Origin of the sequence: Brevundimonas sp. MF30-B, from assembly GCF_004683885.1 — a bacterium.
GTDB lineage: Bacteria > Pseudomonadota > Alphaproteobacteria > Caulobacterales > Caulobacteraceae > Brevundimonas.
Window position 1 is genome coordinate 2,530,143 of the sequence record NZ_CP038440.1, and the last position, 21,926, is coordinate 2,552,068.

The window sequence follows — 21,926 nt, forward strand, 5'->3', positions numbered from 1 at the left end:
TCCTATGAATGACCCGGACGCTGTGTCCGGACCGGTGAGCCGTGGTGCGGCATGGCGGCCTCCCACGGATTTGCCCCGCCGAAACGGGAGGCGCGCCTATAGCGGAGGGCGGCCCCAAACGCAAACGGCGGCTCCGTCGGAGCCGCCGTGCGAATTCTGATTGTCTGAGCTTTAGCCCGAGACCTTCTCGACCTGATTGTATTCCAGATCGACCGGGGTGGCGCGGCCAAAGATGGAGACGGCGACGCGCAGGCGGGCGTTGTCTTCGTCGACGCTTTCGACCTGGCCGTCGAAGCTGGCGAACGGGCCGTCGATGACCTTGACGGTTTCGCCGATGTCGAAGCGGATCGTGGGCTTGGGACGTTCGACGCCCTCTTCCACGGCGCCGATGATGTTCTGAACTTCGCGTTCCGAGACCGGCAGCGGCTTGGTGCCGCCCGCGGCGCCCAGGAAGCCGGTCACCTTCGGGGTGTCCTTGACCAGGTGATAGGCGTCGTCGGTCAGCTCCATCTTCACCAGCACATAGCCGGGAAAGAATTTGCGCTCGGAATTCACCTTGCGGCCGCGACGAACCTCGACGACCTCCTCAGTCGGAACCAGGATTTCGGAGAAGTTGTCCTGAAGCCCGCGCTGACGGGCCTGCTCGCGCAGCTGCTCGGCGACCTTCTTCTCGAAGTTCGAATAGGCCTGGACGATATACCACTTGTGGCGCGGGTTGGCGGCGGGCTTTTCGGGCGCGGCGTCAGTCATTTCGCGCGTCTCCTGTTATCGGCCGAGGCCGAGGATGAATTCGGAAGCGAAGCCCAGACCCATGTCCACGATCCAGAAAAAGGCGGCGGCGATCGTCACCATGATGAAGACCATCACCGAGGTGATCCAGGTCTCTTTGCGCGACGGCCAGGTGATCTTGCGGCCTTCGGCGCGCACCTGCCCTACGAACTGGGCTGGCGTCACGCGCGGCTTGGCGACGGCAGGCTGATCGACGGTCACCGTCGATCCGGCCGCGGGACCGGATTGTTTCCCCGCCGGGCGGCGTCCGCCGGGGGTCTTCGCCTTCGCCATCGAATGCTCTTCTAACGGTTGATGCCTTCGCCCTCAGATAGGATGCCCCACCCGAAGGCGACAGAGGGAATGGCAGGAGTTGAGGGACTCGAACCCACGACCCCCGGTTTTGGAGACCGGTGCTCTACCAGCTGAGCTAAACTCCTAGCACTGACCGCACCCCCGAAAGGGCGCGTTCGCCAGACCGGGGCGTATGCCCGACCCTGTCAGGCATTTCAAGCGGCGCGGGGCTTTCAGGCCTCTGCTTTTTCTTCGCGCGCCTGCGCTTCGGCCTCGGCGGCGATCAGCGTCTTGAACAGCAGCTTGTCGATGCGGCGGTCGTCCATGTCGATGATCTCGACTTCGAAACGACCCAGCTGAAGGATTTCGCCCTCGACCGGCACGCGCGAAAGGTGGTGCAGGACCAGGCCGGCCACGGTGTGGAAGCCTTCGTGCTCGCCGAAGTCCTCGCCCAGCACGTCTTCCAGCTCGTCCAGATCGGTGCGGCCGTCGACGATCCAGGTTCCATCGTCGCGGGCGCGGATCAAGGCCTCGCCCTCGTCGTGACCTTCGTCGAAGTCGCCGGCGATCATCTCCAAGAGGTCCGTAGCGGTCACCACGCCCTCGAAGGCGCCGTACTCGTCAACCACGAAGGCCATGTGCACCTTGGAGCCCTTGAGGATCTCGAGCGCCTTCAGCACCGAGGTCGACTGCGGGATGAAGGCCGGCGTCTGGACCAGGGTCTCGACGTTGAACTCGCCATTGTCCAGCAAGCTGTCCAGCAGGTCCTTCTTGTGGACCACGCCCAGCGGATTATCGACGTCGCTATCGCGGGCCACCACAATGCGGGAATAGGGGCAGGAGCGGATTTCTCCGCGGAGGATTTCCTCGGAATCGTCCAGGGCGACCCAAAAGACCTCGTGGCGCGGCGTCATGGCGACACGGATTTGGCGGTCGCCCAGGCGCATGATCTCTTCGATCATCTCCTGTTCCTCGGGCTCGATCAGCCCCGCCGAAGTGCCTTCCGCCAAGATGGTCTCGACTTCCTCCTGGGTGACGTCGGAGCCGTCGCGGTCCTTGACTCCCATCAGCTTGAGAATGCTCGAGGTCGAGGCCGTCAGCAGCAGCACGAACGGCTTCAGGAGAACCGCCAGCGTCGAGATTGGGCCGGCCATCTTGGAGGCTATGGTCTCGGGAAAGATCAGCGCCAGGCGCTTGGGAACCAGTTCGCCGACGATCAGCGACACATAGGTGATCAGCACGACCACCAAGGCGGTGGCGAAGAACTGCGAATACGGCTCGACCGCCGGAAAGGCGGTCTCCAACATCCTGTCCAGCTCGCCGGCGATGGTCGCCTGGCCATAGGCGCCGGCCAGAATGCCGATCAGAGTGATGCCCACCTGCACGGCCGACAGGAACTGCGTCGGCTCTTCCGAGAGCTTCAGCGCCTTGCGCGCGCCTCGATCGCCCTTCTCAGCGCGGCTCTGCAGTCTCGATTTTCGTGAGGACACGACCGCAAGCTCGGTCATGGCGAACAGGCCGTTCAGCACCACAAGCAGCAGCACGACGGCGATAGCGATGGTCAACATCGAGGTGGGAAGGACCCAAGACGCGGCGCATCATTCGGCGTCCGCCCGGCGATACTAGGCGAGGAATCCCCGCCGCGCCACGAGATTCATAGACCTCAGCGAGTCCGCCCGACTTCGACAGACCCGTAAGCGCCCGATTCCGAGCCGCCTTCGGGCAAGGCGGCGCAGGCGCTCATGCCGATGACAATGCCGATGAACAGACCGATGCGAATGGCGCGCAGCATGGTTACCCAAATCTTAATGCCTGGGATCACCTAAGTCGGAATCGCGGGAAAGGTTCAATGCCGCTCGCCTGTCGGGCGAGATCGCGCAAAGAAAAAGGCGGGCCGAAACCCGCCTCTCCGTCGTTTCGGCCTGCCGACTCAGATCGGCAGGATCGCCGTGCCGAACGCCCGCTTCAGCTCGTGAGCGGCGAAGGTCTGGGCCGCCATGGCGTCAGGGACGACCGTGGCCATGCCGTAGAATTCGTGCGTCGAGCCGTTGAAGGTCTTGTGGCGCACGTCCACGCCGGCCTGCTCCAGCTTCTCAGCCAGTTGCTCGCCTTCGGTGCGCAGCGGGTCGATCTCGGCCAGGATCACCGTGGTCGACGGCAGGCCCGCCAGATTGGCCGCGCCGACCAGATTGATGCGCGGGTCCTGGGCTTCGGTCTGATCGTTGAAGATGTGCTTCACGAACCACTCCATCATCGGCTTGTTCAGCGGCTTGGCGTTGGCGTTCTCGCGATAGGACTCATTGTCCATGTCCACGCCAGCCACCGGATAGACGAGCACCTGATGGACCGGAAGCGGCAGGCCCTGGTCGCGCGCCGCCATGGAAACGTTGATCGCCAGATTGCCGCCGGCGGATTCGCCCATGACCGCGATCTTCTGCGGATCGCCGCCGAAGCTCTGGGCGTTTTCGCTCACCCACTTGTAGGCGGCGACGGCGTCCTCGTGGGCGGCGGGGAACTTGTTCTCCGGGGCCTGGCGATAGTGGCATGACACGAAGATGCAGTCGGCCATCTTGGAGGTGCCGCGCGGGCCGCCGTCATAGACATCCAGATCGGCGAAGACGAAGCCGCCGCCGTGGAAATAGACGACCACCGGCAGCAGCTTGTCGGTGTCCTTGTCAGTCTCGGGGCCGTAAAGCCGGGCTTGGATCGCGCCGGCCGGGCCGGGGATGGTGAAGTCGCGGGTGGCGACGCCCAGGTCGTCGTCGGGGTTCTTGCCGTCCTTGCGCAGCAGTGACTTGACCGCGTCGGTCGGCGTCGGCTGGCGACGGGCCTCTTCGGGGCTTAGCGTCTCAATTGGCTTGGGGCCCAGCGCCGCCAGCTCGTCGAGCACCTTCTGCATATTGTGATCGGGCTTTGCGGGGGTGTCGCGGGGTTCGTCGTTGCCGAGAATCTTGTCGAGGATGGACATTCGTTTTCCTGAGGGGCTTTGCGGGGGTGTGAGACAGCCTTGCGATCATCAACCGCGACCGCGTTTGCCCGGTTCCGCCGCGCTTGACTTCGCGCCGGATTGCGGCACAGGGTCCGGCGCTCTCGCGGGAGAGATCGGACCAGGAAACTGGCCCCCGACGCCGAAGGCGCAACCGCCCCGGAAACGCTCAGGCAAACGGACCGCGACGGCGCACGGACGCTGGAAAGTCGCCCAGGATCTTGCGGTCTGAGGGCGCGCCGACGGAGCAAGGTGGCGACACCGGAATCTCTCAGGCTTCAGGACAGCGGGGGCGCGACCACGGCGGAGCTGTCCGCCCCAACACGCGACCGAGTGATCCGATGGCCGACGCGCAACTGAAAACCACGCCTCTGAACGCGGCGCACCGGGCCGCCGGCGCGCGCATGGTGGGCTTCGGCGGCTACGACATGCCGGTCCAGTATGAAGGCGTGCTGGCCGAGCACCGCTGGACCCGCGAGCACGCCGGCCTGTTCGATGTCTCGCACATGGGCCAGTGCAAGATCACCGGCGCGGACGCCGTCAGCCAGTTCGAGCGCTTCGTGCCCGGCGACTATGCGATCCTGAAGGCGGGCCGGCAGAAATATTCGCTGCTGCTGAACGAACAGGGCGGCGTCATCGACGACCTGATGGCCGGTCGCCCCGATCACGACGGCCTGTTCGTCGTCGTCAACGCCGGCAACAAGGACGAGGACTTCGCCTTCTGGTCCGCCAACCTGCAGGGCGACGCCACGCTGACGGTGCTGGACGACCGCGCGCTCTTGGCCATCCAGGGCCCCGAGGCGGCCGAGGTCATGGCCGCCCACGAGCCGGTGCTGGCGGAAATGAGCTTCATGGACTGCGCCCGACTGATGCTGTTCGGCGCCGACTGCTACGTCTCGCGCTCGGGCTACACCGGTGAGGATGGCTACGAGATCTCGGTCCCGGCCGACCAGGCCGAGCGCGTCTGGAACACTCTGCTCGAAGACGCCCGCGTCAAGCCGATCGGCCTGGGCGCACGCGATTCGCTGCGGCTCGAGGCCGGCCTGCCGCTGCACGGCCACGACATCGATCCGACCACCAGCCCGGTCGAGGGCGCCCTGACCTTCGCCCTGTCCAAGTCGAGGAAGGAACGGGCGGACTTCAACGGCGCCGACCGCATCCTCAAGGAGCTGGCCGACGGCCCCGGCCGCGTCCGCGTCGGCCTGGTCGTCAAGGAAGGCGCCCCGGCTCGCGAGGGCGCCGAGATCGCCGACGCCGACGGCAACGTGATCGGCAAGGTCACCTCGGGCGGCCCCTCCCCTACCTTGGGCAAGAACATCGCCATGGGCTACGTCCCGCCGGCCCATGCCGCCTTGGGCACCGAGTTGAAGGTCATCGTGCGCGGCAAGCCCGCCGCCGCCGAGGTCGTCGCCATGCCCTTCGTGGCCCAACGCTACTATCGCAAACCCAAAGCCTGAGAGATCAGACCATGAAGTTCACCAAGGATCACGAGTGGGTCAGCCTGGACGGCGACATCGCCACTGTCGGCATCTCCAAGCACGCCGCCGACGCCCTGGGCGACGTGGTGTTCGTGGAAGTGCCTGAAGTCGGCAAGACCGTCTCCAAGGGCGACAGCTTCGCCGTGGTCGAAAGCGTCAAGGCGGCGTCCGACGTCTACGCCCCCGTTTCGGGCGAAGTGGTCGAGGCCAATGACGCCCTTTCGACCGCCCCGGAAACCGTCAACGCCGCGCCCGAAGCCGACGGCTGGTTCGCCAAGATCAAGGTCAGCGACACCGCCCAGCTGGACGGTCTGATGGACCAGGCCGCCTACGACCAGTATCTGACCACGCTCTGAGACTCAGATGGACCATCGTTACACCGCCACGGTCGCCTGGAGCGCTCCGGCCGAAGCTCATCGCTCCGGCCGCTACAGCCGCGCTCACGACTGGCGGTTCGACGGCGGGGCGTTGGTTCGCGGGTCGTCCGCGCCGCCGTCACCCGGCAGCGACCCCGCCGCGGTGGACCCGGAAGAGGCGCTGGTGGCAGCCGTCTCGGCCTGTCACATGATGTTCTTCCTGGCCTATGCGCGAAAGCATCGACTAACCGTCACGTCTTATGAGGATCAAGCCGACGGGGTGATGACGCCCAACGCGGACGGCAAGCTCTATCTGTCCACTCTCACGCTGCGTCCACGGATCACTTTCGAGGGCGAGGCCGATCCCGCCGTCGTCAACCAAGTCCACCACCTCGCCCACGCCGACTGTTACCTCGCCAACTCGATCCGTGGCGACGTGACGATCGAGCCGCGCTGACTTCCCGTAAGGACTCTCCTCCACCATGCGCTACCTCCCCCTGACGCCCGACGACCGCACGGAGATGCTCGCCGCCATCGGCGCGAAATCCATCGACGACCTGTTCGTGGACGTGCCCCAGTCGGCGCGGCTGGACGGCCCCGTCGATCTGCCGCGCGTGGCGGGCGAGCTGGAGGTGGAGCGCGCCCTCTCGGCCATGGCGGGCAAGAACGCCACGGCGGGGACGACGCCCTTCTTCTGCGGCGCCGGCGCCTACAAGCACCACGTCCCGGCTACGGTGGATCACGTCATCCAGCGCTCGGAGTTCCTGACCAGCTACACACCGTACCAGCCGGAAATCGCCCAGGGCACGCTGCAGTATCTGTACGAGTTCCAGACCCAGGTCGCGAACCTGACCGGGATGCCGGTGGCCAACGCCTCGCTGTATGACGGCTCGACCGCCATGGCAGAGGGCGTGCTGATGGCCACGCGCGTGACCCGCCGCAACAAGGCGGTGATCTCGGGCGGCGTGCACCCCCACTATGTCCAGGCGACCGAGACCGTGGTGCACGCCGTCGGCGTCGAGACCCAGGTGCTGCCGGCCGCCGTCGATGCAGAAGCCGACGTCATCGCCCAGATCGGCGCCGACACCGCCTGCGTCGTCGTCCAGACCCCCAACGTCTTCGGCACGGCCACAGATGTCACGAAGATCGCCGAGGCCGCCCACGCCGCCGGCGCCCTGCTGATCGTGGTCGTCACCGAAGCGGTTTCGATGGGCCTGCTGAAGTCGCCCGGCGAAATGGGCGCGGACATCGTCGCGGCCGAGGGCCAGTCGATCGGCAACGCCCTGAACTTCGGCGGCCCCTACGTCGGCCTGTTCGCCACGCGCGAAAAGCTGATCCGCCAGATGCCCGGCCGCCTGTGCGGCGAGACGGTTGATGCGGAGGGCGAGCGAGGCTTCGTCCTGACCCTGTCGACGCGCGAGCAGCACATCCGCCGCGACAAGGCGACGTCGAACATCTGCACCAACTCGGGCCTCTGCACCCTGGCCTTCACCATCCACATGAGCCTGCTGGGCGAGACGGGCCTGCGCAACCTGGCCCTGCTGAACCATGAGAAGGCCGTCGCCACGCGCGACGCCCTGGCCGCCATTCCGGGCGTGGAAGTGCTGACCCCGCGCTTCTTCAACGAGTTCGCGGTGAAGCTGCCCAAGCCGGCGGCCGAGGTGGTGGAGCGCCTGGCCGAACACCGCATCCTGGCCGGCGTGCCCTACAGCCGTCTGGCCCCCGACGCCGGCATGGACGACCTCCTGCTGGTCGCCGCGACCGAGACGACGCTGGACGCCGACATCAAGATCCTGGCGGGTGCGCTCGCCAAGGTCCTGGCCGCCTGAACGGAAGACAGACCATGAGCACCATGAACACCGTCGGCCGTCCGACCACCCCCAACGCGGGCTCTGAGAAGCCCGCCACCCTGACCGGCGGCCGCGGCCTGCTGCAGAACGAAGCCCTGATCTTCGAGGGCGACGGCTGGGGCAAGACCGGCGTCGATCTGCCGAAGCCCAAGACAGACGGCGCCGACCTGGGCGACCTGGTCCGCAAGGATCCGATCGGCCTGCCGGGCCTGTCCGAGCCCGAGGCCATGCGCCACTATGTCCGTCTGAGCCAGAAGAACCACGCGATCGACCTGGCCATCTATCCGCTGGGCTCGTGCACGATGAAGCACAACCCGCGCCTGAACGAGAAGATGGCGCGCCTGCCCGGCTTCTCGGACATCCACCCGCTGCAGCCGCAATCGACGGTGCAGGGCGCGTTGGAGCTGATGGACACGCTGTCCCACTGGCTGACCACCCTGACGGGCATGCCCGCCGTCGCGCTTTCCCCGAAAGCGGGCGCCCACGGCGAGTTGTGCGGCCTGATGGCCATCCGCGCCGCGCACGAGGCGTCCGGCCAGCATGAGAAGCGTCGCAAGGTGCTGGTCCCGACCTCGGCCCACGGCACCAATCCGGCCACAGCCGCCTTCGTCGGCTATTCGGTGGTCGAAGTCGCCCAGACCGACGACGGCCGCGTGGATGTGGCTGATCTGGCGTCCAAGCTGGGCGACGACGTGGCCGCCATCATGGTGACCAACCCCAACACCTGCGGCCTGTTCGAGCGCGACATCTTGGAGATCAGCCGCCTGACGCATGAGGCCGGCGCCTATTTCTACTGCGACGGGGCCAACTTCAACGCCATCGTCGGCCGGGTGCGCCCTGGCGACCTGGGCGTCGACGCCATGCACATCAACCTGCACAAGACCTTCTCCACGCCCCACGGCGGCGGCGGTCCCGGCGCGGGTCCGGTGGTGCTTTCGGAAGCGCTCGCGCCCTTCGCCCCGGCCCCTTGGGTGGTCAATGACGGCGACGGCTTCAAGCTGCTGGAGCGCGCTGAAGAAGACGCCGCGCAGGCCTTCGGCCGCCTGTGCGCCTTCCAGGGTCAGATGGGCATGTATGTCCGCGCCCTCAGCTACATGATGAGCCACGGCTCGGACGGTCTGCGTCAGGTCGCCGAGGACGCGGTGCTGAACGCCAACTACATCAAGGCCCGCCTGTCGGACCTGATGAGCGCCGCCTTCCCCAACGGCCCCTGCATGCACGAGGCCCTGTTCGACGACGAATGGCTGAAGGGCACGGACATCACCACGCTCGACTTCGCCAAGGCGATGATCGACGAGGGCTTCCACCCCATGACCATGTACTTCCCGCTGGTCGTCCATGGCGCCATGCTGATCGAGCCGACCGAGACGGAGTCCAAGGCCGAACTGGACCGCTTCATCGAGGCGATGCGCGCGCTGGCCGGCGCGGCCAAGGCCGGCGATGTGGACCGCTTCAAGGGCGCGCCCTTCCACGCGCCCCTGCGTCGCCTGGACGAAACCCGCGCCGCCCGCTCGCCGGTGCTGCGCTGGACCGCGCCCCAGGGCTCCAACCAGGCGGCCTGAGGACGCGCTTTTCGGTCGGGTCGCCAGCGTCGGATCGGAGTTCGTCTCTTGGACGTTGACCGTGGGCTCCATCATGCCGACGGACGCGCCCTTGCGCCTCCCCGTCCCCAGCGACAGGACCGCGCCGATGACCGACTGGACCACGAACGACATTCCCGACCAGAGCGGGAGGCTGGCCGTCGTCACCGGCGCCACGGGCGGCCTGGGGCTTGAGACGGCCCTCGTCCTGGCGGCCAAAGGCGCCGAGGTGGTCTTGGCGGCGCGCAATCCGGACAAGGGGGCCGAGGCCGAACGTCTGATCCGCGAGCGTCATCCGACGGCCGATGCCCGCTTCGATCTGCTGGATCTGGGAGACCTCGGCTCCGTCGCGGCCTTCGCCGACCGCCAGCTGGCGTCGGGGCGACCGATCGACATTCTGATCAACAACGCCGGCGTCATGGCCCTGCCGCGCCGCCAGACGACCGCAGATGGCTTCGAGATGCAGTTCGGCACGAACTATCTGTCGCACTTCGCCCTGACCGGCCAGCTGCTGCCGCTGCTGACGGCGGCGAACGCCCGGGTGGTGCAACTGTCCAGCATGGCGCACCGCGGCGGCGCGATCCGCCTGGACGATCTGAACTACCAGACCGGCTATCGCCCCTGGCCCGTCTATCAGCAGTCCAAGCTGGCCATGCTGATGTTCGCCATCGAACTGCAACGACGCAGCGACGCTAACGGCTGGGGCCTGACCAGCGTCGCCGCCCATCCCGGCTTCGCCCGCACCGATCTGATCGCCAACGGCCCGTCCAGCGACGGCGGCGGCTTGTTCGGACTAGCGTCCGGCATCCTGGCGCAGTTCATGAGCCATTCGGCCGCCGACGGCGCCCTGCCCACGCTTCTGGCCGCCACCAGCCCGACGGTCGCGCCAGGCGGCTATTACGGCCCGCAAGGCTTCCAGGAAGCGAAAGGCCCGCCCGGCGTGGCCGAGATCAAGCCGCAGGCTAAGGACGCCGATGTCGCCAGACGGCTTTGGGACGAGTCCGAACGTCTGACCGGCGTGCGGTACGGTTGAAGAAACAGCGCCCTAGCGCCCAGCCGTCTGTCTCGCGTGGAAGTCGCGGCGGAAGGCTTCGAACCGACCTTCGGCGATCGCCGCGCGCATGGCCGCCGTCAGCGCCTGGAAGAAGGCGATGTTGTGCCAGCTGAGCAGGATCTTGCCGAGGATCTCATCGGCGCGGATCAGGTGGTGCAGATAGGCCTTTGAATAGTCCTGCGACGCTGGGCACGGGACGTCGAGCTCCAGCGGGTCCTGATCCTCGGCGAAGCGCGCGTTCTTCAGGTTCAGCGGCCCGTTCCAGGTCCAGGCCTGGCCGTGGCGGCCCGCACGCGTCGGCAGCACGCAGTCGAACATGTCCACGCCGCGCCACACCGCCTCGACCAGATCGATCGGCTTGCCCACGCCCATCAGATAGCGCGGCCGGTCCGCCGGCAGCATGTCGGGTGCATAGTCCAGCACCTCGCACATGGCCTGGTGCCCCTCGCCCACCGCCAGTCCGCCGATGGCGTAGCCGTCGAAGCCGATCTCCTGCAGCCGGTCCGAGCTTTCGCGGCGCAGGTTCTGGAAAGTCGAGCCTTGCTGGATGCCGAACAGGGCCTGGGCGTTGCGCGTGCCAAACGCGGTCTTGGACCGGAGCGCCCAGCGCGCCGACAGCTCCATCCCCTCGCGCGCCCTCGCCTCTTCCGCCGGCCAGGCGACGCACTCGTCCAGCTGCATGACGATGTCCGAACCCAGACGGTCGGCCTGGATCTCGATGGACCGTTCGGGCGTCAGGACATGTTTGGAGCCGTCGATGTGGCTGGAGAAGGTCACCGCCTCCTCCGTCAGCTTGGAGATGCCCGACAGGCTCATGACCTGAAACCCGCCCGAGTCCGTCAGGATCGGCCCGTCCCAGCGCATGAATTTGTGCAGGCCGCCCAGCCGCTCCATCCGCTCGGGGCCGGGGCGCAGCATCAGGTGATAGGTGTTGCCCAGGATGATGTCCGCGCCGGTCTGCTTTACCTGATCAACCGTCATCGCCTTGACGGTGGCGGCGGTGCCGACCGGCATGAAGGCGGGGGTGCGGATGTCGCCGCGCGGCGTCTTTAGCACGCCTGTGCGCGCGCGGCCGTCGGTGGCGGAGATGTCGAAGGCGAAGGCCATCAGCGCAGCAGTCTTTCCAGTTGATCCGCGCGGTGCAGATCCTTGGGGCGGCCGAACAGGCGGCAGGTGGCGATCTGCTCCTGGACCGTCGGGATGTAGATGCGGCCGGCCGCCATCGCCACCGGAAGTCGGGTCTCGAAGCGCACGGGCGCCCAGTCGCCGTTCGAGCGCACGTCCATCTCGGCCATGACGTCGACCGGTACCGGCGTGGTCAGGATCTGGCCGAAGACGCGCGAGCGGAACAGGCCCTCGCCCGGATCCTCGACCACCGAGCCGCCCAGGGCGGCGATCAGACGTCGCGCATCGCGCGGGCTGGCCATGACGTCCACGTCCGGCGCCTGAATGTCGTCCAGTCCCGCCAGGATCATGGCTGAGCCGCCGAACACCCACCAGGGATCCTGAAGTTCGCCTCCCACGGAGGCCAGGATGTCAAGCGTCGCTTCCAGCGGCTCAGGGAGGTCCTTCACCAAGGCGTCAGCTTGTCTTGGCGGTGGGGAGAACCCGACGGACGGCCAAAACAATCACGGCGCCCAGCGCCGACATGCCCGCGTTCACAATCAGGATGAAAACCAGGAGGAACAGCAAAACGCCGATAGCACCTGCGGGGGAGGTAGCGGGCTCTCCGTTCATCTGGAACAGGCCTGGGCTCAGCACCGCCAGCAGCAAACCCAGAAGCGCAAAGGCGATCTGAAAAGCGGCGGCGACGCTAAAGGTGACGGTGAACAGGCCACCGAATGGCGCAGTCCTCAGATAGTTCATAGATCGTGCCCCTTAGCGTCCTGCCGAAACAGCAGGCTCCCGTCCCCATAGGAATAGAAGCGATAGCTCTTGTCGATCGCATGAGCGTAGGCCGCTCGCATCGTCTCCAGACCCGCAAACGCCGAAACCAGCATGAACAGCGTCGACTTGGGCAGGTGGAAGTTCGTCATCAGCACATCGACAGCGCGGAAGCGGTAGCCCGGCGTGATGAAGATGGCCGTGTCGCCGTGGAACGGCTGGACCACCCCGTCCTCGCGCGTTGCGCTTTCCAACAGCCGCAGCGAGGTGGTGCCGACGCAGACGATGCGGCCGCCGGCGGCGCGCACGGCGTTCAAGGCGGCGGCGGTCTCTTGCGACACCTCACCCCACTCGCTGTGCATCTTGTGGTCCGCCGTGTCGTCAGCCTTGACCGGCAGGAAGGTGCCGGCCCCCACGTGTAGGGTGACCGCATGGGTCGATACGCCCCGCGCCCTCAGCGCCTCCAGCAGAGCCGGGGTGAAGTGCAGGCCGGCCGTCGGCGCGGCGACCGAGCCGTCGTGTTCGGCGAAGACGGTTTGATAGTCGGACCGGTCGCGATCGTCCTCGGGCCGTTTGGCGGCGATGTAGGGCGGCAGCGGCATGACGCCCAAGTCGCGGATGGCGTCGTCCAGCGCCGGTCCGGCGAGATCGAAGCGCAGCGCGACCAGGCCGTCCTCGCCCTTGGCCTCGACCGTGGCGTCCAGCCGGCCCAGCGCGCAGGCTCCATCCTCGACCACGCCGAAGCGGATGCGGTCGCCCGCCTTGATCCGCTTGCCCGGCTTCATGAAGGCAGACCAGACGTCGGGCGCGTCGCGGTGATGCAGGGTGGCCTCGACCTCCACCGTCAGCGTCTCGCCCTCCGCGCCCAGCCGCTGGCGCACGCCCGACAGGCGCGCGGGGATCACGCGGGTGTCATTGAACACCAAGGCGTCGCCGGGCTTCAGGAAGTCCGGCAGGTCGCGCACGATGCGATCCTCCAGCCCGCCGTCGCGCACGACCAGCAGCCGCGCCGCATCGCGCGGTTCGACCGGGCGCAGGGCGATGCGGTCCTCGGGCAGGTCGAAATCGAAGTCAGAGGTCTTCATGAAGCGGCGCAAAGGCCACGCGCGGCGGGCATGGTCAAGGGCGCTGGCGCCGCGTCGCGGCAAGGCCTAGATGACGCATCCACTTCACGCTCCCCACGTTCCTCCGGCCGCATGACCCTGATCGAAACCGCGACCGGCAGAGAGCGCACCTTCTCCGAAGTGCTCGAGGCCCTGTCCGTCGGACCCGAGCGCCTCAGCATCGCCGAGGTGGCCGAGGCCTTTGGCGAGCGGGGCATCGGGGCCATGATCCTGATCCTGTCGCTGATGGCCATCCTGCCCTGGCCGCCGGGCGGCAAGGCGGTGTTCGGCGCCCCGATCATCCTTCTGGCCTGCGAACTGGCGGTGCGGCGCAAGACGCTTTGGCTGCCCGGCTGGATGCTGCGCGCCTCCATGCCTCGCAGCGCCTACGCCCGGGCCGTGCGCCACGCCCTGCGCCCGGTCCGCTTCGTCGAGAACCTGAGCCGGCCGCGGCTGGCCGTCCTGACCTCGCCGTTGGGCGAGGTGGCGATCGGGGCGGCCTGCGTGCTGCTGGCGATCATGATGGCCCTGCCCATCCCGTTCGGCGACATGCTGCCGGCCGTGACGCTGATCCTGCTCTCCCTCGGGCTGATGCAGCGCGACGGTGCGATGGTGATTGCGGGCTGGATCGGGGTGGTCGTATGCGGCGTCTACATGGTGCTGGTGTCGTCTGCGGTCGTCCACCTGGGTCACTTGGCCTGGAATTGGATCGCCGGCCTGTTCTGAGACGCAAAAAGGGCCGGCGTCGCCGCCGGCCCTTCATTGTCGACCGCGTGGCGGTCGGCCGTCAGTCGCGCCTTCTCAGGCGTGATCCCCCTGGAAGCTCCAGAGCGCGGCCATACCTTGCGGTTGATGACAATGAGACACTGGATCACCTCCTTTCGACTGTTGAACAGGGACTTAGAGGTAAGGATGATTTGCGCGGGTCCGCAATCGGCGCTCTCGCCTTCGTGATCCCGCCCCTCAGACCGCGAAGCTGATGTCCGGCCCCACCGGCACGACGCCCGTCGGATTGATGCGCCGGTGGCTCTCGTAATAGTGCCGCTTGATGTGGTCGACGTTCACCGTCTCGGCCACGCCGGGCAAGGCGTGAAAGTCCCGCACGAAACGCCACAGGGCCGGATAGTCGACGATCCGCCGGCGGTTGCACTTGAAGTGGCCGTGATAGACGAGGTCGAACCGCACCAGGGTAGTGAACAGACGAATGTCCGCCTCGGTCAGCCGATCCCCCATCAGCCACGGCCTGTCGGACAGGCGCGCCTCCAGCCAGTCCAGCGCCTCGAACAGAGGCCCGACGGCCTCTTCATAGGCGGCCTGGGTCTCGGCGAAGCCGGCGCGATACACGCCATTGTTGACCTCGGCATAGACGCGGTCGTTCACCGCATCGATCTCGCCGCGCAGCGCCTCGGGATAATAGTCGCCCTCGGTCGCGCCGACGCCGTCGAAGGCGCTGTTGAACATGCGGATGATGTCGGCGGATTCATTGGAAACGATGGTCTCGCGCGCCTTGTCCCACAGCACGGGCACGGTGACCTTGCCGGTGTAGTCCGCGTCCGCCGCCGTATAGACCTGATGCAGAAAGTCGGCGCCGTGGATGGGATCGCCCGTCACATCGGGCCCCTCAGCAAAGGTCCAGCCGTCGTCGCGCATCAGCCAGTGGACTGTGGAGACGCCGATCATCCCGTCCAGCCCCTTGAATCGTCGCATGATCAGCGTGCGATGCGCCCAGGGGCAGGCCAAGCTGACGTACAGGTGATAGCGGCCCGGCTCGGCTTCGAAACCGCCCTCGCCGGTGGGCCCGGCGGCGGCGTCCCCGGTCACCCAGTTCCGAAACCGGCTCGCCTTGCGCTTGAAGCTGCCATCGCTGTCGGCTCCGACCTCGCCAGCGCTCCAGACGCCATCCACCAACTGCCCCATTCGTCACTCTCCTGCTGTGACCAAGGCGAACTCGCATGCGGCGGGCAGGTTGCCGCCACGCGACGCCTCGCCTCAGGGTTCCAGCTCGATGTCCCAGTAGAGGTAATTTAAAACGCCTTATGCGCACCGATAAGGTAGTGTGCACGTTGCCAAAACTTCGCACCGACCAACTGGGCAGATGCTCGTGGTCACCACATGGCCACCACGGCCACGGTAATCGCAGCGATTTTCGGCACGTCTGGGAGTGTACCAGAAGCGGTCAGAAAAGTCGTCGCTGGCGGCCGCAATGCGCCAGCAGCGGGCATTGGCTCACAGCCGGAAACCGGACGCTGAGGATCGTTGGTTCGCAGCCGAGCTAGAACGCAATCAACGTAGAGAAGCCCTCCCGTGACGGCGACACGGGAGGGTCAGATATAGTTGGCTTAGGTTAGGCCGCTGCTTTCCAGGTCGGCTCCAGCGCCGCATGCGGCGGGCATGGGGCTACAGCCTGGATCGGCAGTCCGCCGAGCTCGTTGGCATAGCCGTGGTTGACGTCGCGATGATGCGCTTCGTCGGCGCGAACCACCAGCACTACATCCCGCAGCGTCGCGTCGTCCGGCAAGCCCCAATAGCGCTTGGCGATCTCCGGGGCCGGAACGTTCGGGCTGCGGCCCTCATCGATCTCGGCCAGATAGTGGGTATAGCTGATCACCGCCTCTTCCTCGAAATAGCCGACCACCCGGTGGGCCGTCTTCGAGGAGACGAGGTAGAGGCCGAAGAAGAACAGATAGAATACCCACTGCACCGACACGATGACGAAGCGCTCGAACAGGGTCGGCTTCGAGATTTCGATGAAGGTCATCAGGTGCATGCGCTCGTTTTCGGCCTCGTCCATCAGGGTTTTGATCCAGCCCTTGTCGTCGCACATCCGGCGCAGGCAGCTCAGGTGGTTGATGGTGGCGCCGACCATTCCCGGCACCGCCGCGACCGTCTCCAGCACCACGGCGCGGTGGCCGTAGCGCTTGGCGAAGAAGGTGTCGGCGCATAAGCGCAGCAGTTTGGTGAAGCCAAAGGCGACCCGGTCCGACAGTCCCTTGGGCTGATGATGGATCGAAAGATCGACGAGGGGGGCGGTCATGGGCCTTGGCTCCTGGTGATCCGGAGAGCGCTCCGGGCCGCTGCGGCGGCGTCTTGAAGATGCGACCGGTGTAGAGGCGACCGCCCGACGCCGGTATTCGGGTCTTCGCCCTAAGGGAAATCCCGGAGGCGCGGGCACCCGCTGGACGGGGCAAGGAGCATCGATGCGAGCCTTTCAGTCCCCGGAGACCGCGCCCTCGGCCCTCATCCGGCCGGCCTCGCCATGGGTGGCGGTCGCGGCGGCGGCGGTCGTCGCCCTTGCCGGCGCGGGGCTGCGCGTCGCCCTCGGCGAGCGCATCGGTGACCACGGCGCGTTTCTGGTTTTCGTCCCGGCGGTCGTGGTCGGTGCGGCCCTGGGCGGTTGGATGTCCGGAACCGCGGCGGCCCTGATCGGTCTTGGCGCCGGGCTACTGCTTTCGCCCCTCAGCCCGGCCCTCGGGTTAGAGGCTGCCTTGTTCCTGGGAGTGGCGGCGGCGGTCACTCTCGGAGGTGAGTGGTTCCAGCGCGCCCATCGTGACCTCTCGGCTCGGGAGACCCATCTCAGGCTGATCCTGAACACCATTCCCGACGCCATGATCCTGATCGACGACGCCGGTCTGATCCGCGCCTTCAGCCCGACAGCGGAGCGCCTGTTCGGCTGGTCCGTCGGCGAGGCGATCGGCCAGAATGTCAGTGTTCTGATGCCCGCGCCTCACCGTGAGGCGCATGACGGGTATCTGCAGCGCTACTACAGGACGGGCGAACGCCGCATCATCGGTCTCGGACGGATCGTTGTCGGCCAGCGCAAGGACAGCTCGACCTTCCCCATGGAGCTCGCCGTCGGGGAGATGCGCACCGCCGAGGGCCGCTTCTTCACCGGCTTCGTCCGGGACCTGACCGAACGTCAGCAGGCCGAGGCCCGGATGCAGGAGTTGCAGAGCGACCTCGTGCGGGTCTCCAGGCTCACCGCCCTCGGCGAGATGGCCTCGGCGCTGGCGCACGAACTGAACCAGCCGCTTACCGCCATCTCGAACTATCTGAAGGGCTCAAGGAGACTCCTGGATTCGAGGGGCCTCGGCGAGGGTCGCATCGCCAGCGCTCTTGATCTGGCGGCCGATCAGGCCTTGCGGGCAGGTGTCATCATTCGGCGGCTGCGCGAGTTCGTGTCCCGCGGAGAAACGGAGCGACGCATCGAGGACTTGCCAAAGCTCGTCGAGGAGGCCAGCGCGCTGGCGCTCGTCGGTGCCCGTGAACACGGCGTGCGGGTGCGGTTCGACATCGACTCCTCCGCCGATCGCGTTCTGGCCGACAAGGTGCAGATCCAACAGGTTCTGCTCAACCTGATCCGCAACGGCATGGACGCGATGGAGGAGTCACCGACGCGGGAGCTCCTCATCGCCGCGGGTGCGGTCGACACCGAACTGTTGCGGATCTCGGTCGCGGACACGGGAGCGGGCGTCAGCCAGGACCTCGCGGAGCAATTGTTCCAGCCCTTCGTGACCAGCAAGCGGAGCGGGATGGGCGTGGGACTATCTATTTCCCGAACCATCATCGAGACCCATGGCGGACGAATCTGGTTCGAACCGAACCCGGGCGGCGGGACGGTCTTCCATTTCACGCTTCAGCGCGCCCGTATCGAGGAGGAGGCTGCCGATGACGACTGACACCATTATTCACATCGTCGACGACGATGTGGCCGTGCGAGATTCCATCGCCTTTCTGCTGGAGACGGCCGACCTGACAGCGCGGACCTATGAGTCCGCTGTCGCCTTCCTCGCGGAGAACGATCGTCCGGCCGGTTGCATCGTGACCGACGTCCGCATGCCGGACATGACCGGACTCGAACTCGCCCGCAGGCTCCGCGACACCGGTTCGGTTGAACCGGTCATCGTGATCACCGGACACGCCGATGTCCCCCTCGCAATCGAGGCGATGCGCGCCGGCGTCGTCGATTTCATCGAAAAGCCTTTTGATGACGAGGTTCTCCTCACCTCAATCCATCGCGTGCTGGAGCAGGCTACGAGGGCGACCTCTGCGGACGCCGATCGCCGCGAGTTCGTCGCCAGGCTGGAATCGCTGTCGCCCCGCGAGCGCGACGTGGTCGATGGCCTGGTCAAGGGACACGCCAACAAGGTTATCGCCTTCGATCTCGGCATCAGCCCACGCACCGTCGAGGTCTACCGCGCGAACGCGATGACCAAGATGCAGGCGGGCAGTCTTTCGGAACTCGTCAGGATTGTCATGACTGCCGGCTAGCGCCAGGAGCGGTTATTCGATGACCGCCGGAACCACGACATTCAGACGGCTGCTAAGGTCTGCTCCCCGGGCTACCGCCATAGGCTGCTTGCGACCCTTAGCGGACATTCGGTTGGGGAACTGTTAGGCTCACTGGTTCTGGCGGATCGGAGAGGCGGGGCTGGCTGATCATGATGAAACCCGTTCTCCGCATGAACGGCGCGGGCGCAAATCCCTGCGAAGGTAGGCCGGTCATCGACTGGCCCAAGGCGGTCTGGAATGGCAGTTTGCTCGCAACTTCAGTTGTCGCTGGCCCGCTCTTCTTTAGCTGGTCGGCCTTCGCGCTGTTCGTGATCCTGACCTACCTCACCCTGCTCGTAGGCCATAGCGTCGGCATGCATCGAATGCTGATCCATCGCTCGTTCCAATGCTCCAAGCCGCTTGAACGCCTCCTGATCTACGTGGGCGTGATCGTCGGCGTTGCCGGTCCCTTCGGCATAATCCGCGTCCACGACATGCGAGACTGGGCTCAGCGACAGCCGGTTTGCCACGACTTTTTCGCTCACACTCGTGGCTTCTGGCGCGACCTGTCTTGGCAACTCTTTTACCGCTTCGATTTCGGTCACGCCCCGACCCTGACCATTGAGTCGAGCATAGCGAGCGATCCATTCTACCGCTTTTTGGAAGCCTCATGGCGGTGGCAGCAGGGCCCGATAGCAGTCGCGCTTTTCCTCATCGGCGGCTGGCCTTGGGTGGTTTGGGGCGTGGCTGTTCGGGTTATTGTCAGCACGGTTGGGCACTGGACGATCACCTACTTCTGTCACAATCCCGGCCCCGGTCGGTGGACCGTAAAGGGTGCCTATGTCCAGGCGACCAATCTGCGGGGCTTGGGGCTGCTCACTTACGGCGAGTGCTGGCATAACAACCATCATGCCTTCCCCGAGTCCGCACGGATTGGATTGGAAAAAGGGCAAGTCGATCCCGGCTGGTTTGTCATTCGGTCGCTTGAACGCGCCCGGCTGATCTGGAACGTAGGACGGCCTCGCGAAGAAGGGCTTCGAGACGACCTCCACGACCGCAGCACGCTCGAACCCATCCAGTAGGCAACGTCCGCTTTCCGCCCTTCGCCGACATTCCTACCGTCGCCGTTGTAAGACCTTCCCGTTTCCTGCGATCCTGGCGCGACACGGGAGTTCACCATGACCCACCCCATTCACATCGGCGTCGGCGGCTGGACGTTCGAGCCCTGGCGGGGGGTCTTCTATCCCGAGGGCCTGGTGCAGAAGCGCGAGCTGGAGTTCGCCAGCCGGGCTCTGACCTCCATTGAGATCAACGGCACCTACTATTCCACCTTCAAGCCCGACAGCTGGATCAAGTGGCGTGACGAGACGCCGGACGACTTCGTCTTTTCGGTCAAGGCCAGCCGGTACTGCACCAACCGCAAGGTGCTGAGCGAGGGCAAGGAGAGCTTCGACCGCTTTCTGGACCAGGGGCTGACGGCGCTGGGCGACAAGCTGGGGCCGATCAACTGGCAGTTTATGGCCACCAAAAAGTTCGACGCCGAGGATTTCGAGGGCTTTCTGAAGCTGTTGCCGAAAGAGAAGGACGGCTTGCGCCTGCGCCATGCCCTGGAGGTGCGCAACGCCTCGTTCGAAACTCAGCAGTTCTATGATCTGGCGGCGAAATACGGCTGCGCCATCGTCTATGCCGAGGACGACGAGGCCCCGGAATGGCCGCGGATCGATCAGCCCACCGCCGACTTCACATACGCCCGCCTGATGTCCAGCCGCGAGGACGAGCCGACCGGCCTGACCGGCGCCGAACTGGACGCCGTCGCCGCGCGCGCCCGCGACTGGGCCAGGCGTGGCGAGGTGTTCGCCTACTTCATCTCGGGCGCCAAGGTGCGCAACCCCGCCGCCGCCCAGGCCCTGATCCAGCGGCTCGTCGAAACGCCGTGACGTCAGGATCGGACGCAACAGGGCGGGGTTGTGGAAAAGAACATATTGGCAACGAGAACAAACCATGATCATAGTGAGCCCACTGAGACGGGGGCGGGTCCATGGCGGGTCTCTCCCAAGCGCAGATGGGAATCATGGCAAGGGAGACGAAGGCAATGGCACAGGCGGCTTTGAAACTGGTGGGCAAGGACGACGGCGACAAGCAAAGGGCCCTGGAGGCGGCGATCGCGCAGATCGATCGCGCCTTCGGCAAGGGCTCGGTGATGAAACTCGGCAAGGCCGGCGTGGTGGCCGAGATCGAAAGCGTCTCGACCGGCTCGCTGGGCCTGGACATGGCTCTGGGCATCGGCGGCCTGCCGGTCGGGCGCGTGATCGAAGTGTTCGGGCCCGAAAGCTCGGGCAAGACGACGCTGGCCCTGCACACCGTCGCCGAGGTCCAGAAGAAGGGCGGGGTCGCCGCCTTCGTCGACGCCGAGCATGCGTTGGATCCGGTTTACGCCGGCAAGCTGGGCGTGAATCTGGACGACCTGCTGGTGTCGCAGCCCGACCACGGCGAACAGGCTCTGGAGATCGTAGATACCTTGGTGCGCTCGGGCGCGGTGGACATCGTGGTGGTCGATTCGGTCGCGGCGCTGACGCCCCGCGCCGAGATCGAGGGCGAGATGGGCGACAGTCTGCCTGGCCTGCAGGCGCGCCTGATGAGCCAGGCGCTGCGCAAGCTGACCGCCTCGATCAGCAAGTCAAAGTGCATCGTCCTGTTCATCAACCAGATCCGTCACAAGATCGGGGTGATGTACGGCTCGCCCGAGACGACCACGGGCGGCAATGCGCTGAAGTTCTACGCCTCGGTGCGTCTGGACATCCGCCGCACCGGCGCGATCAAGGACCGCGACGAGGTGACCGGCAACACCACTCGGGTGAAGGTGGTCAAGAACAAGGTCGCCCCGCCGTTCCGCGAGGTCATCTTCGACATTATGTACGGGGAAGGCATCTCAAAACTGGGCGAGATCATCGACCTGGGGGTCAAGGCCGGAGTCATCGAGAAGTCGGGCAGCTGGTTTAGCTACGATTCGACCCGCATCGGCCAGGGGCGCGAGAACGTCCGCAACTTCCTCAAGGCCAATCCCGACATGGCTGAGGCGATCGAGAAGGCCGTGCGCCAATCCACCAACAAGATCGCCGACGAATTGCTCGGCACGCCGGAGCCTGATGAGGGGCAGGACCTCGAGGGCTGAGAGCAGGCGAACTCGGAACCCTTCGTCCGGCCGGGTCTGGCGACCCGCCAACCGACCCCGCTAGGCCGGGCCGGATCGAAGCTGGCCGCCCGACCCGCGTCGGGCGGCCTTTTTCGTCCGGATAGTCGACGGC

Annotated in this window: 23 protein-coding genes, 1 tRNA gene and 1 riboswitch; of the genes, 12 read left to right on the plus strand and 12 right to left on the minus strand. The window is 66.2% G+C overall.

Annotated features, from left to right (window positions below):
- Positions 1–171 precede the first annotated feature (171 nt).
- From nusG to E4M01_RS12795, 6 genes are all read right to left on the minus strand, one after another.
- Complete coding sequence (nusG, locus tag E4M01_RS12775) at positions 172–750, minus strand: transcription termination/antitermination protein NusG (RefSeq protein ID WP_135064387.1); 579 nt, start codon at positions 748–750, stop codon at positions 172–174.
- A gap of 15 nt (positions 751–765) precedes the next feature.
- The gene (gene secE / locus E4M01_RS12780) at positions 766–1,062 is read right to left on the minus strand and encodes a preprotein translocase subunit SecE (protein ID WP_135064390.1); all 297 of its coding nucleotides are present in this window, start codon (positions 1,060–1,062) and stop codon (positions 766–768) included.
- A 70-nt stretch (positions 1,063–1,132) separates the two neighbouring features.
- Positions 1,133–1,208, minus strand: a tRNA-Trp gene (locus tag E4M01_RS12785).
- Between the two features lie 87 nt (positions 1,209–1,295).
- Positions 1,296–2,630 (minus strand): hemolysin family protein, encoded by a 1,335-nt coding sequence (locus E4M01_RS12790; protein ID WP_209316043.1) that lies wholly within the window; start codon positions 2,628–2,630, stop codon positions 1,296–1,298.
- Between the two features lie 95 nt (positions 2,631–2,725).
- Positions 2,726–2,854: a hypothetical protein gene (locus tag E4M01_RS14615; RefSeq protein ID WP_256359951.1), complete on the minus strand. Its 129-nt coding sequence runs from the start codon at positions 2,852–2,854 to the stop codon at positions 2,726–2,728.
- A 138-nt stretch (positions 2,855–2,992) separates the two neighbouring features.
- Positions 2,993–4,030, minus strand: a complete 1,038-nt coding sequence (locus E4M01_RS12795) for an alpha/beta hydrolase (protein ID WP_135064393.1) — start codon at positions 4,028–4,030, stop codon at positions 2,993–2,995.
- Between the two features lie 115 nt (positions 4,031–4,145).
- Positions 4,146–4,243: riboswitch (glycine riboswitch) on the plus strand.
- A 146-nt stretch (positions 4,244–4,389) separates the two neighbouring features.
- Between E4M01_RS12795 and gcvT the strand changes: the two genes are divergently transcribed.
- The 6 genes from gcvT (at position 4,390) to E4M01_RS12825 (ending at position 10,345) form a co-directional block, all read left to right on the plus strand.
- Positions 4,390–5,505: a glycine cleavage system aminomethyltransferase GcvT gene (gcvT, locus tag E4M01_RS12800; protein WP_135064396.1), complete on the plus strand. Its 1,116-nt coding sequence runs from the start codon at positions 4,390–4,392 to the stop codon at positions 5,503–5,505.
- 11 nt (positions 5,506–5,516) lie between these two features.
- Positions 5,517–5,882, plus strand: coding sequence for a glycine cleavage system protein GcvH (gene gcvH / locus E4M01_RS12805; RefSeq protein WP_135064399.1), 366 nt, complete (start codon positions 5,517–5,519; stop codon positions 5,880–5,882).
- 7 nt (positions 5,883–5,889) lie between these two features.
- Positions 5,890–6,339 carry an OsmC family protein gene (locus E4M01_RS12810; RefSeq protein WP_135064402.1) on the plus strand — a complete coding sequence of 150 codons (450 nt, stop codon included), beginning with the start codon at positions 5,890–5,892 and terminating at the stop codon, positions 6,337–6,339.
- Positions 6,340–6,364: 25 nt separating this feature from the next.
- A complete protein-coding gene (gene gcvPA, locus E4M01_RS12815) occupies positions 6,365–7,711 on the plus strand; it encodes an aminomethyl-transferring glycine dehydrogenase subunit GcvPA (protein WP_135064405.1) in 1,347 nt (448 codons plus the stop codon).
- Positions 7,712–7,725: 14 nt separating this feature from the next.
- On the plus strand, positions 7,726–9,294 hold the full coding sequence (gene gcvPB / locus E4M01_RS12820) for an aminomethyl-transferring glycine dehydrogenase subunit GcvPB (protein WP_135064408.1): 1,569 nt from the start codon (positions 7,726–7,728) through the stop codon (positions 9,292–9,294).
- 127 nt (positions 9,295–9,421) lie between these two features.
- Positions 9,422–10,345: an SDR family oxidoreductase gene (locus E4M01_RS12825; RefSeq protein ID WP_135064411.1), complete on the plus strand. Its 924-nt coding sequence runs from the start codon at positions 9,422–9,424 to the stop codon at positions 10,343–10,345.
- A 12-nt stretch (positions 10,346–10,357) separates the two neighbouring features.
- Here E4M01_RS12825 and tgt read toward each other — a convergent pair whose 3' ends face one another.
- From tgt to queA, 4 genes are read right to left on the minus strand one after another with little or no spacing between them, the layout of a single operon-like run.
- The gene (gene tgt, locus E4M01_RS12830; protein WP_135064520.1) at positions 10,358–11,476 is read right to left on the minus strand and encodes a tRNA guanosine(34) transglycosylase Tgt; all 1,119 of its coding nucleotides are present in this window, start codon (positions 11,474–11,476) and stop codon (positions 10,358–10,360) included.
- The gene (locus tag E4M01_RS12835; RefSeq protein ID WP_245158271.1) at positions 11,473–11,940 is read right to left on the minus strand and encodes a hypothetical protein; all 468 of its coding nucleotides are present in this window, start codon (positions 11,938–11,940) and stop codon (positions 11,473–11,475) included. Before E4M01_RS12835 ends, tgt begins: the two co-directional genes overlap by 4 nt.
- 7 nt (positions 11,941–11,947) lie before the next feature.
- On the minus strand, positions 11,948–12,232 hold the full coding sequence (locus E4M01_RS12840; RefSeq protein ID WP_135064414.1) for a hypothetical protein: 285 nt from the start codon (positions 12,230–12,232) through the stop codon (positions 11,948–11,950).
- A complete protein-coding gene (queA, locus tag E4M01_RS12845) occupies positions 12,229–13,335 on the minus strand; it encodes a tRNA preQ1(34) S-adenosylmethionine ribosyltransferase-isomerase QueA (RefSeq protein WP_135064417.1) in 1,107 nt (368 codons plus the stop codon). Before queA ends, E4M01_RS12840 begins: the two co-directional genes overlap by 4 nt.
- A 111-nt stretch (positions 13,336–13,446) precedes the next feature.
- On the opposite strand from queA, the gene E4M01_RS12850 reads away from it, so the two are divergent.
- The gene (locus E4M01_RS12850; RefSeq protein ID WP_135064420.1) at positions 13,447–14,079 is read left to right on the plus strand and encodes an exopolysaccharide biosynthesis protein; all 633 of its coding nucleotides are present in this window, start codon (positions 13,447–13,449) and stop codon (positions 14,077–14,079) included.
- A gap of 237 nt (positions 14,080–14,316) precedes the next feature.
- On the opposite strand, the gene E4M01_RS12855 is transcribed toward E4M01_RS12850, so the two are convergent.
- Both E4M01_RS12855 and E4M01_RS12860 read right to left on the minus strand, forming a co-directional pair.
- Entirely contained in the window at positions 14,317–15,270 is a 954-nt protein-coding gene (locus E4M01_RS12855; protein ID WP_135064423.1) for a glutathione S-transferase family protein, read from the minus strand.
- A gap of 427 nt (positions 15,271–15,697) precedes the next feature.
- Complete coding sequence (locus E4M01_RS12860) at positions 15,698–16,387, minus strand: alternative oxidase (RefSeq protein ID WP_135064427.1); 690 nt, start codon at positions 16,385–16,387, stop codon at positions 15,698–15,700.
- A 163-nt stretch (positions 16,388–16,550) separates the two neighbouring features.
- Here E4M01_RS12860 and E4M01_RS12865 point away from each other — a divergent pair, with 163 nt between their 5' ends.
- The 5 genes from E4M01_RS12865 to recA all read left to right on the plus strand — a co-directional run bounded on the left by E4M01_RS12865 (position 16,551) and on the right by recA (position 21,793).
- Positions 16,551–18,029 carry a nitrogen regulation protein NR(II) gene (locus tag E4M01_RS12865; RefSeq protein WP_135064430.1) on the plus strand — a complete coding sequence of 493 codons (1,479 nt, stop codon included), beginning with the start codon at positions 16,551–16,553 and terminating at the stop codon, positions 18,027–18,029.
- The gene (gene fixJ, locus E4M01_RS12870) at positions 18,019–18,621 is read left to right on the plus strand and encodes a response regulator FixJ (protein WP_135064433.1); all 603 of its coding nucleotides are present in this window, start codon (positions 18,019–18,021) and stop codon (positions 18,619–18,621) included. Before E4M01_RS12865 ends, fixJ begins: the two co-directional genes overlap by 11 nt.
- A gap of 170 nt (positions 18,622–18,791) precedes the next feature.
- A complete protein-coding gene (locus E4M01_RS12875) occupies positions 18,792–19,703 on the plus strand; it encodes an acyl-CoA desaturase (RefSeq protein WP_135064436.1) in 912 nt (303 codons plus the stop codon).
- A gap of 96 nt (positions 19,704–19,799) precedes the next feature.
- Positions 19,800–20,558 (plus strand): DUF72 domain-containing protein, encoded by a 759-nt coding sequence (locus E4M01_RS12880; protein WP_135064439.1) that lies wholly within the window; start codon positions 19,800–19,802, stop codon positions 20,556–20,558.
- A 155-nt stretch (positions 20,559–20,713) separates the two neighbouring features.
- Positions 20,714–21,793, plus strand: coding sequence for a recombinase RecA (recA, locus tag E4M01_RS12885; RefSeq protein ID WP_135064442.1), 1,080 nt, complete (start codon positions 20,714–20,716; stop codon positions 21,791–21,793).
- The last annotated feature ends 133 nt before the right edge of the window (positions 21,794–21,926 follow it).

What these genes read in the sequence shown, in the direction of transcription:
- E4M01_RS12880 (WP_135064439.1), top strand. Translation starts at nt 19,800, where the DNA reads ATGACCCACCCCATTCACATCGGCGTCGGCGGCTGGACGTTCGAGCCC.
- fixJ (WP_135064433.1), top strand. Translation starts at nt 18,019, where the DNA reads ATGACGACTGACACCATTATTCACATCGTCGACGACGATGTGGCCGTG.
- nusG (WP_135064387.1), bottom strand. Translation starts at nt 750, where the DNA reads ATGACTGACGCCGCGCCCGAAAAGCCCGCCGCCAACCCGCGCCACAAG.
- E4M01_RS12810 (WP_135064402.1), top strand. Translation starts at nt 5,890, where the DNA reads ATGGACCATCGTTACACCGCCACGGTCGCCTGGAGCGCTCCGGCCGAA.
- E4M01_RS12850 (WP_135064420.1), top strand. Translation starts at nt 13,447, where the DNA reads ATGACCCTGATCGAAACCGCGACCGGCAGAGAGCGCACCTTCTCCGAA.
- secE (WP_135064390.1), bottom strand. Translation starts at nt 1,062, where the DNA reads ATGGCGAAGGCGAAGACCCCCGGCGGACGCCGCCCGGCGGGGAAACAA.
- gcvPA (WP_135064405.1), top strand. Translation starts at nt 6,365, where the DNA reads ATGCGCTACCTCCCCCTGACGCCCGACGACCGCACGGAGATGCTCGCC.
- E4M01_RS12825 (WP_135064411.1), top strand. Translation starts at nt 9,422, where the DNA reads ATGACCGACTGGACCACGAACGACATTCCCGACCAGAGCGGGAGGCTG.
- E4M01_RS12840 (WP_135064414.1), bottom strand. Translation starts at nt 12,232, where the DNA reads ATGAACTATCTGAGGACTGCGCCATTCGGTGGCCTGTTCACCGTCACC.
- E4M01_RS12855 (WP_135064423.1), bottom strand. Translation starts at nt 15,270, where the DNA reads ATGGGGCAGTTGGTGGATGGCGTCTGGAGCGCTGGCGAGGTCGGAGCC.
- E4M01_RS12875 (WP_135064436.1), top strand. Translation starts at nt 18,792, where the DNA reads ATGATGAAACCCGTTCTCCGCATGAACGGCGCGGGCGCAAATCCCTGC.
- E4M01_RS12795 (WP_135064393.1), bottom strand. Translation starts at nt 4,030, where the DNA reads ATGTCCATCCTCGACAAGATTCTCGGCAACGACGAACCCCGCGACACC.
- gcvT (WP_135064396.1), top strand. Translation starts at nt 4,390, where the DNA reads ATGGCCGACGCGCAACTGAAAACCACGCCTCTGAACGCGGCGCACCGG.
- recA (WP_135064442.1), top strand. Translation starts at nt 20,714, where the DNA reads ATGGCACAGGCGGCTTTGAAACTGGTGGGCAAGGACGACGGCGACAAG.
- gcvH (WP_135064399.1), top strand. Translation starts at nt 5,517, where the DNA reads ATGAAGTTCACCAAGGATCACGAGTGGGTCAGCCTGGACGGCGACATC.
- queA (WP_135064417.1), bottom strand. Translation starts at nt 13,335, where the DNA reads ATGAAGACCTCTGACTTCGATTTCGACCTGCCCGAGGACCGCATCGCC.
- E4M01_RS12790 (WP_209316043.1), bottom strand. Translation starts at nt 2,630, where the DNA reads ATGTTGACCATCGCTATCGCCGTCGTGCTGCTGCTTGTGGTGCTGAAC.
- gcvPB (WP_135064408.1), top strand. Translation starts at nt 7,726, where the DNA reads ATGAGCACCATGAACACCGTCGGCCGTCCGACCACCCCCAACGCGGGC.
- E4M01_RS12860 (WP_135064427.1), bottom strand. Translation starts at nt 16,387, where the DNA reads ATGACCGCCCCCCTCGTCGATCTTTCGATCCATCATCAGCCCAAGGGA.
- E4M01_RS12865 (WP_135064430.1), top strand. Translation starts at nt 16,551, where the DNA reads ATGCGAGCCTTTCAGTCCCCGGAGACCGCGCCCTCGGCCCTCATCCGG.
- E4M01_RS14615 (WP_256359951.1), bottom strand. Translation starts at nt 2,854, where the DNA reads ATGCTGCGCGCCATTCGCATCGGTCTGTTCATCGGCATTGTCATCGGC.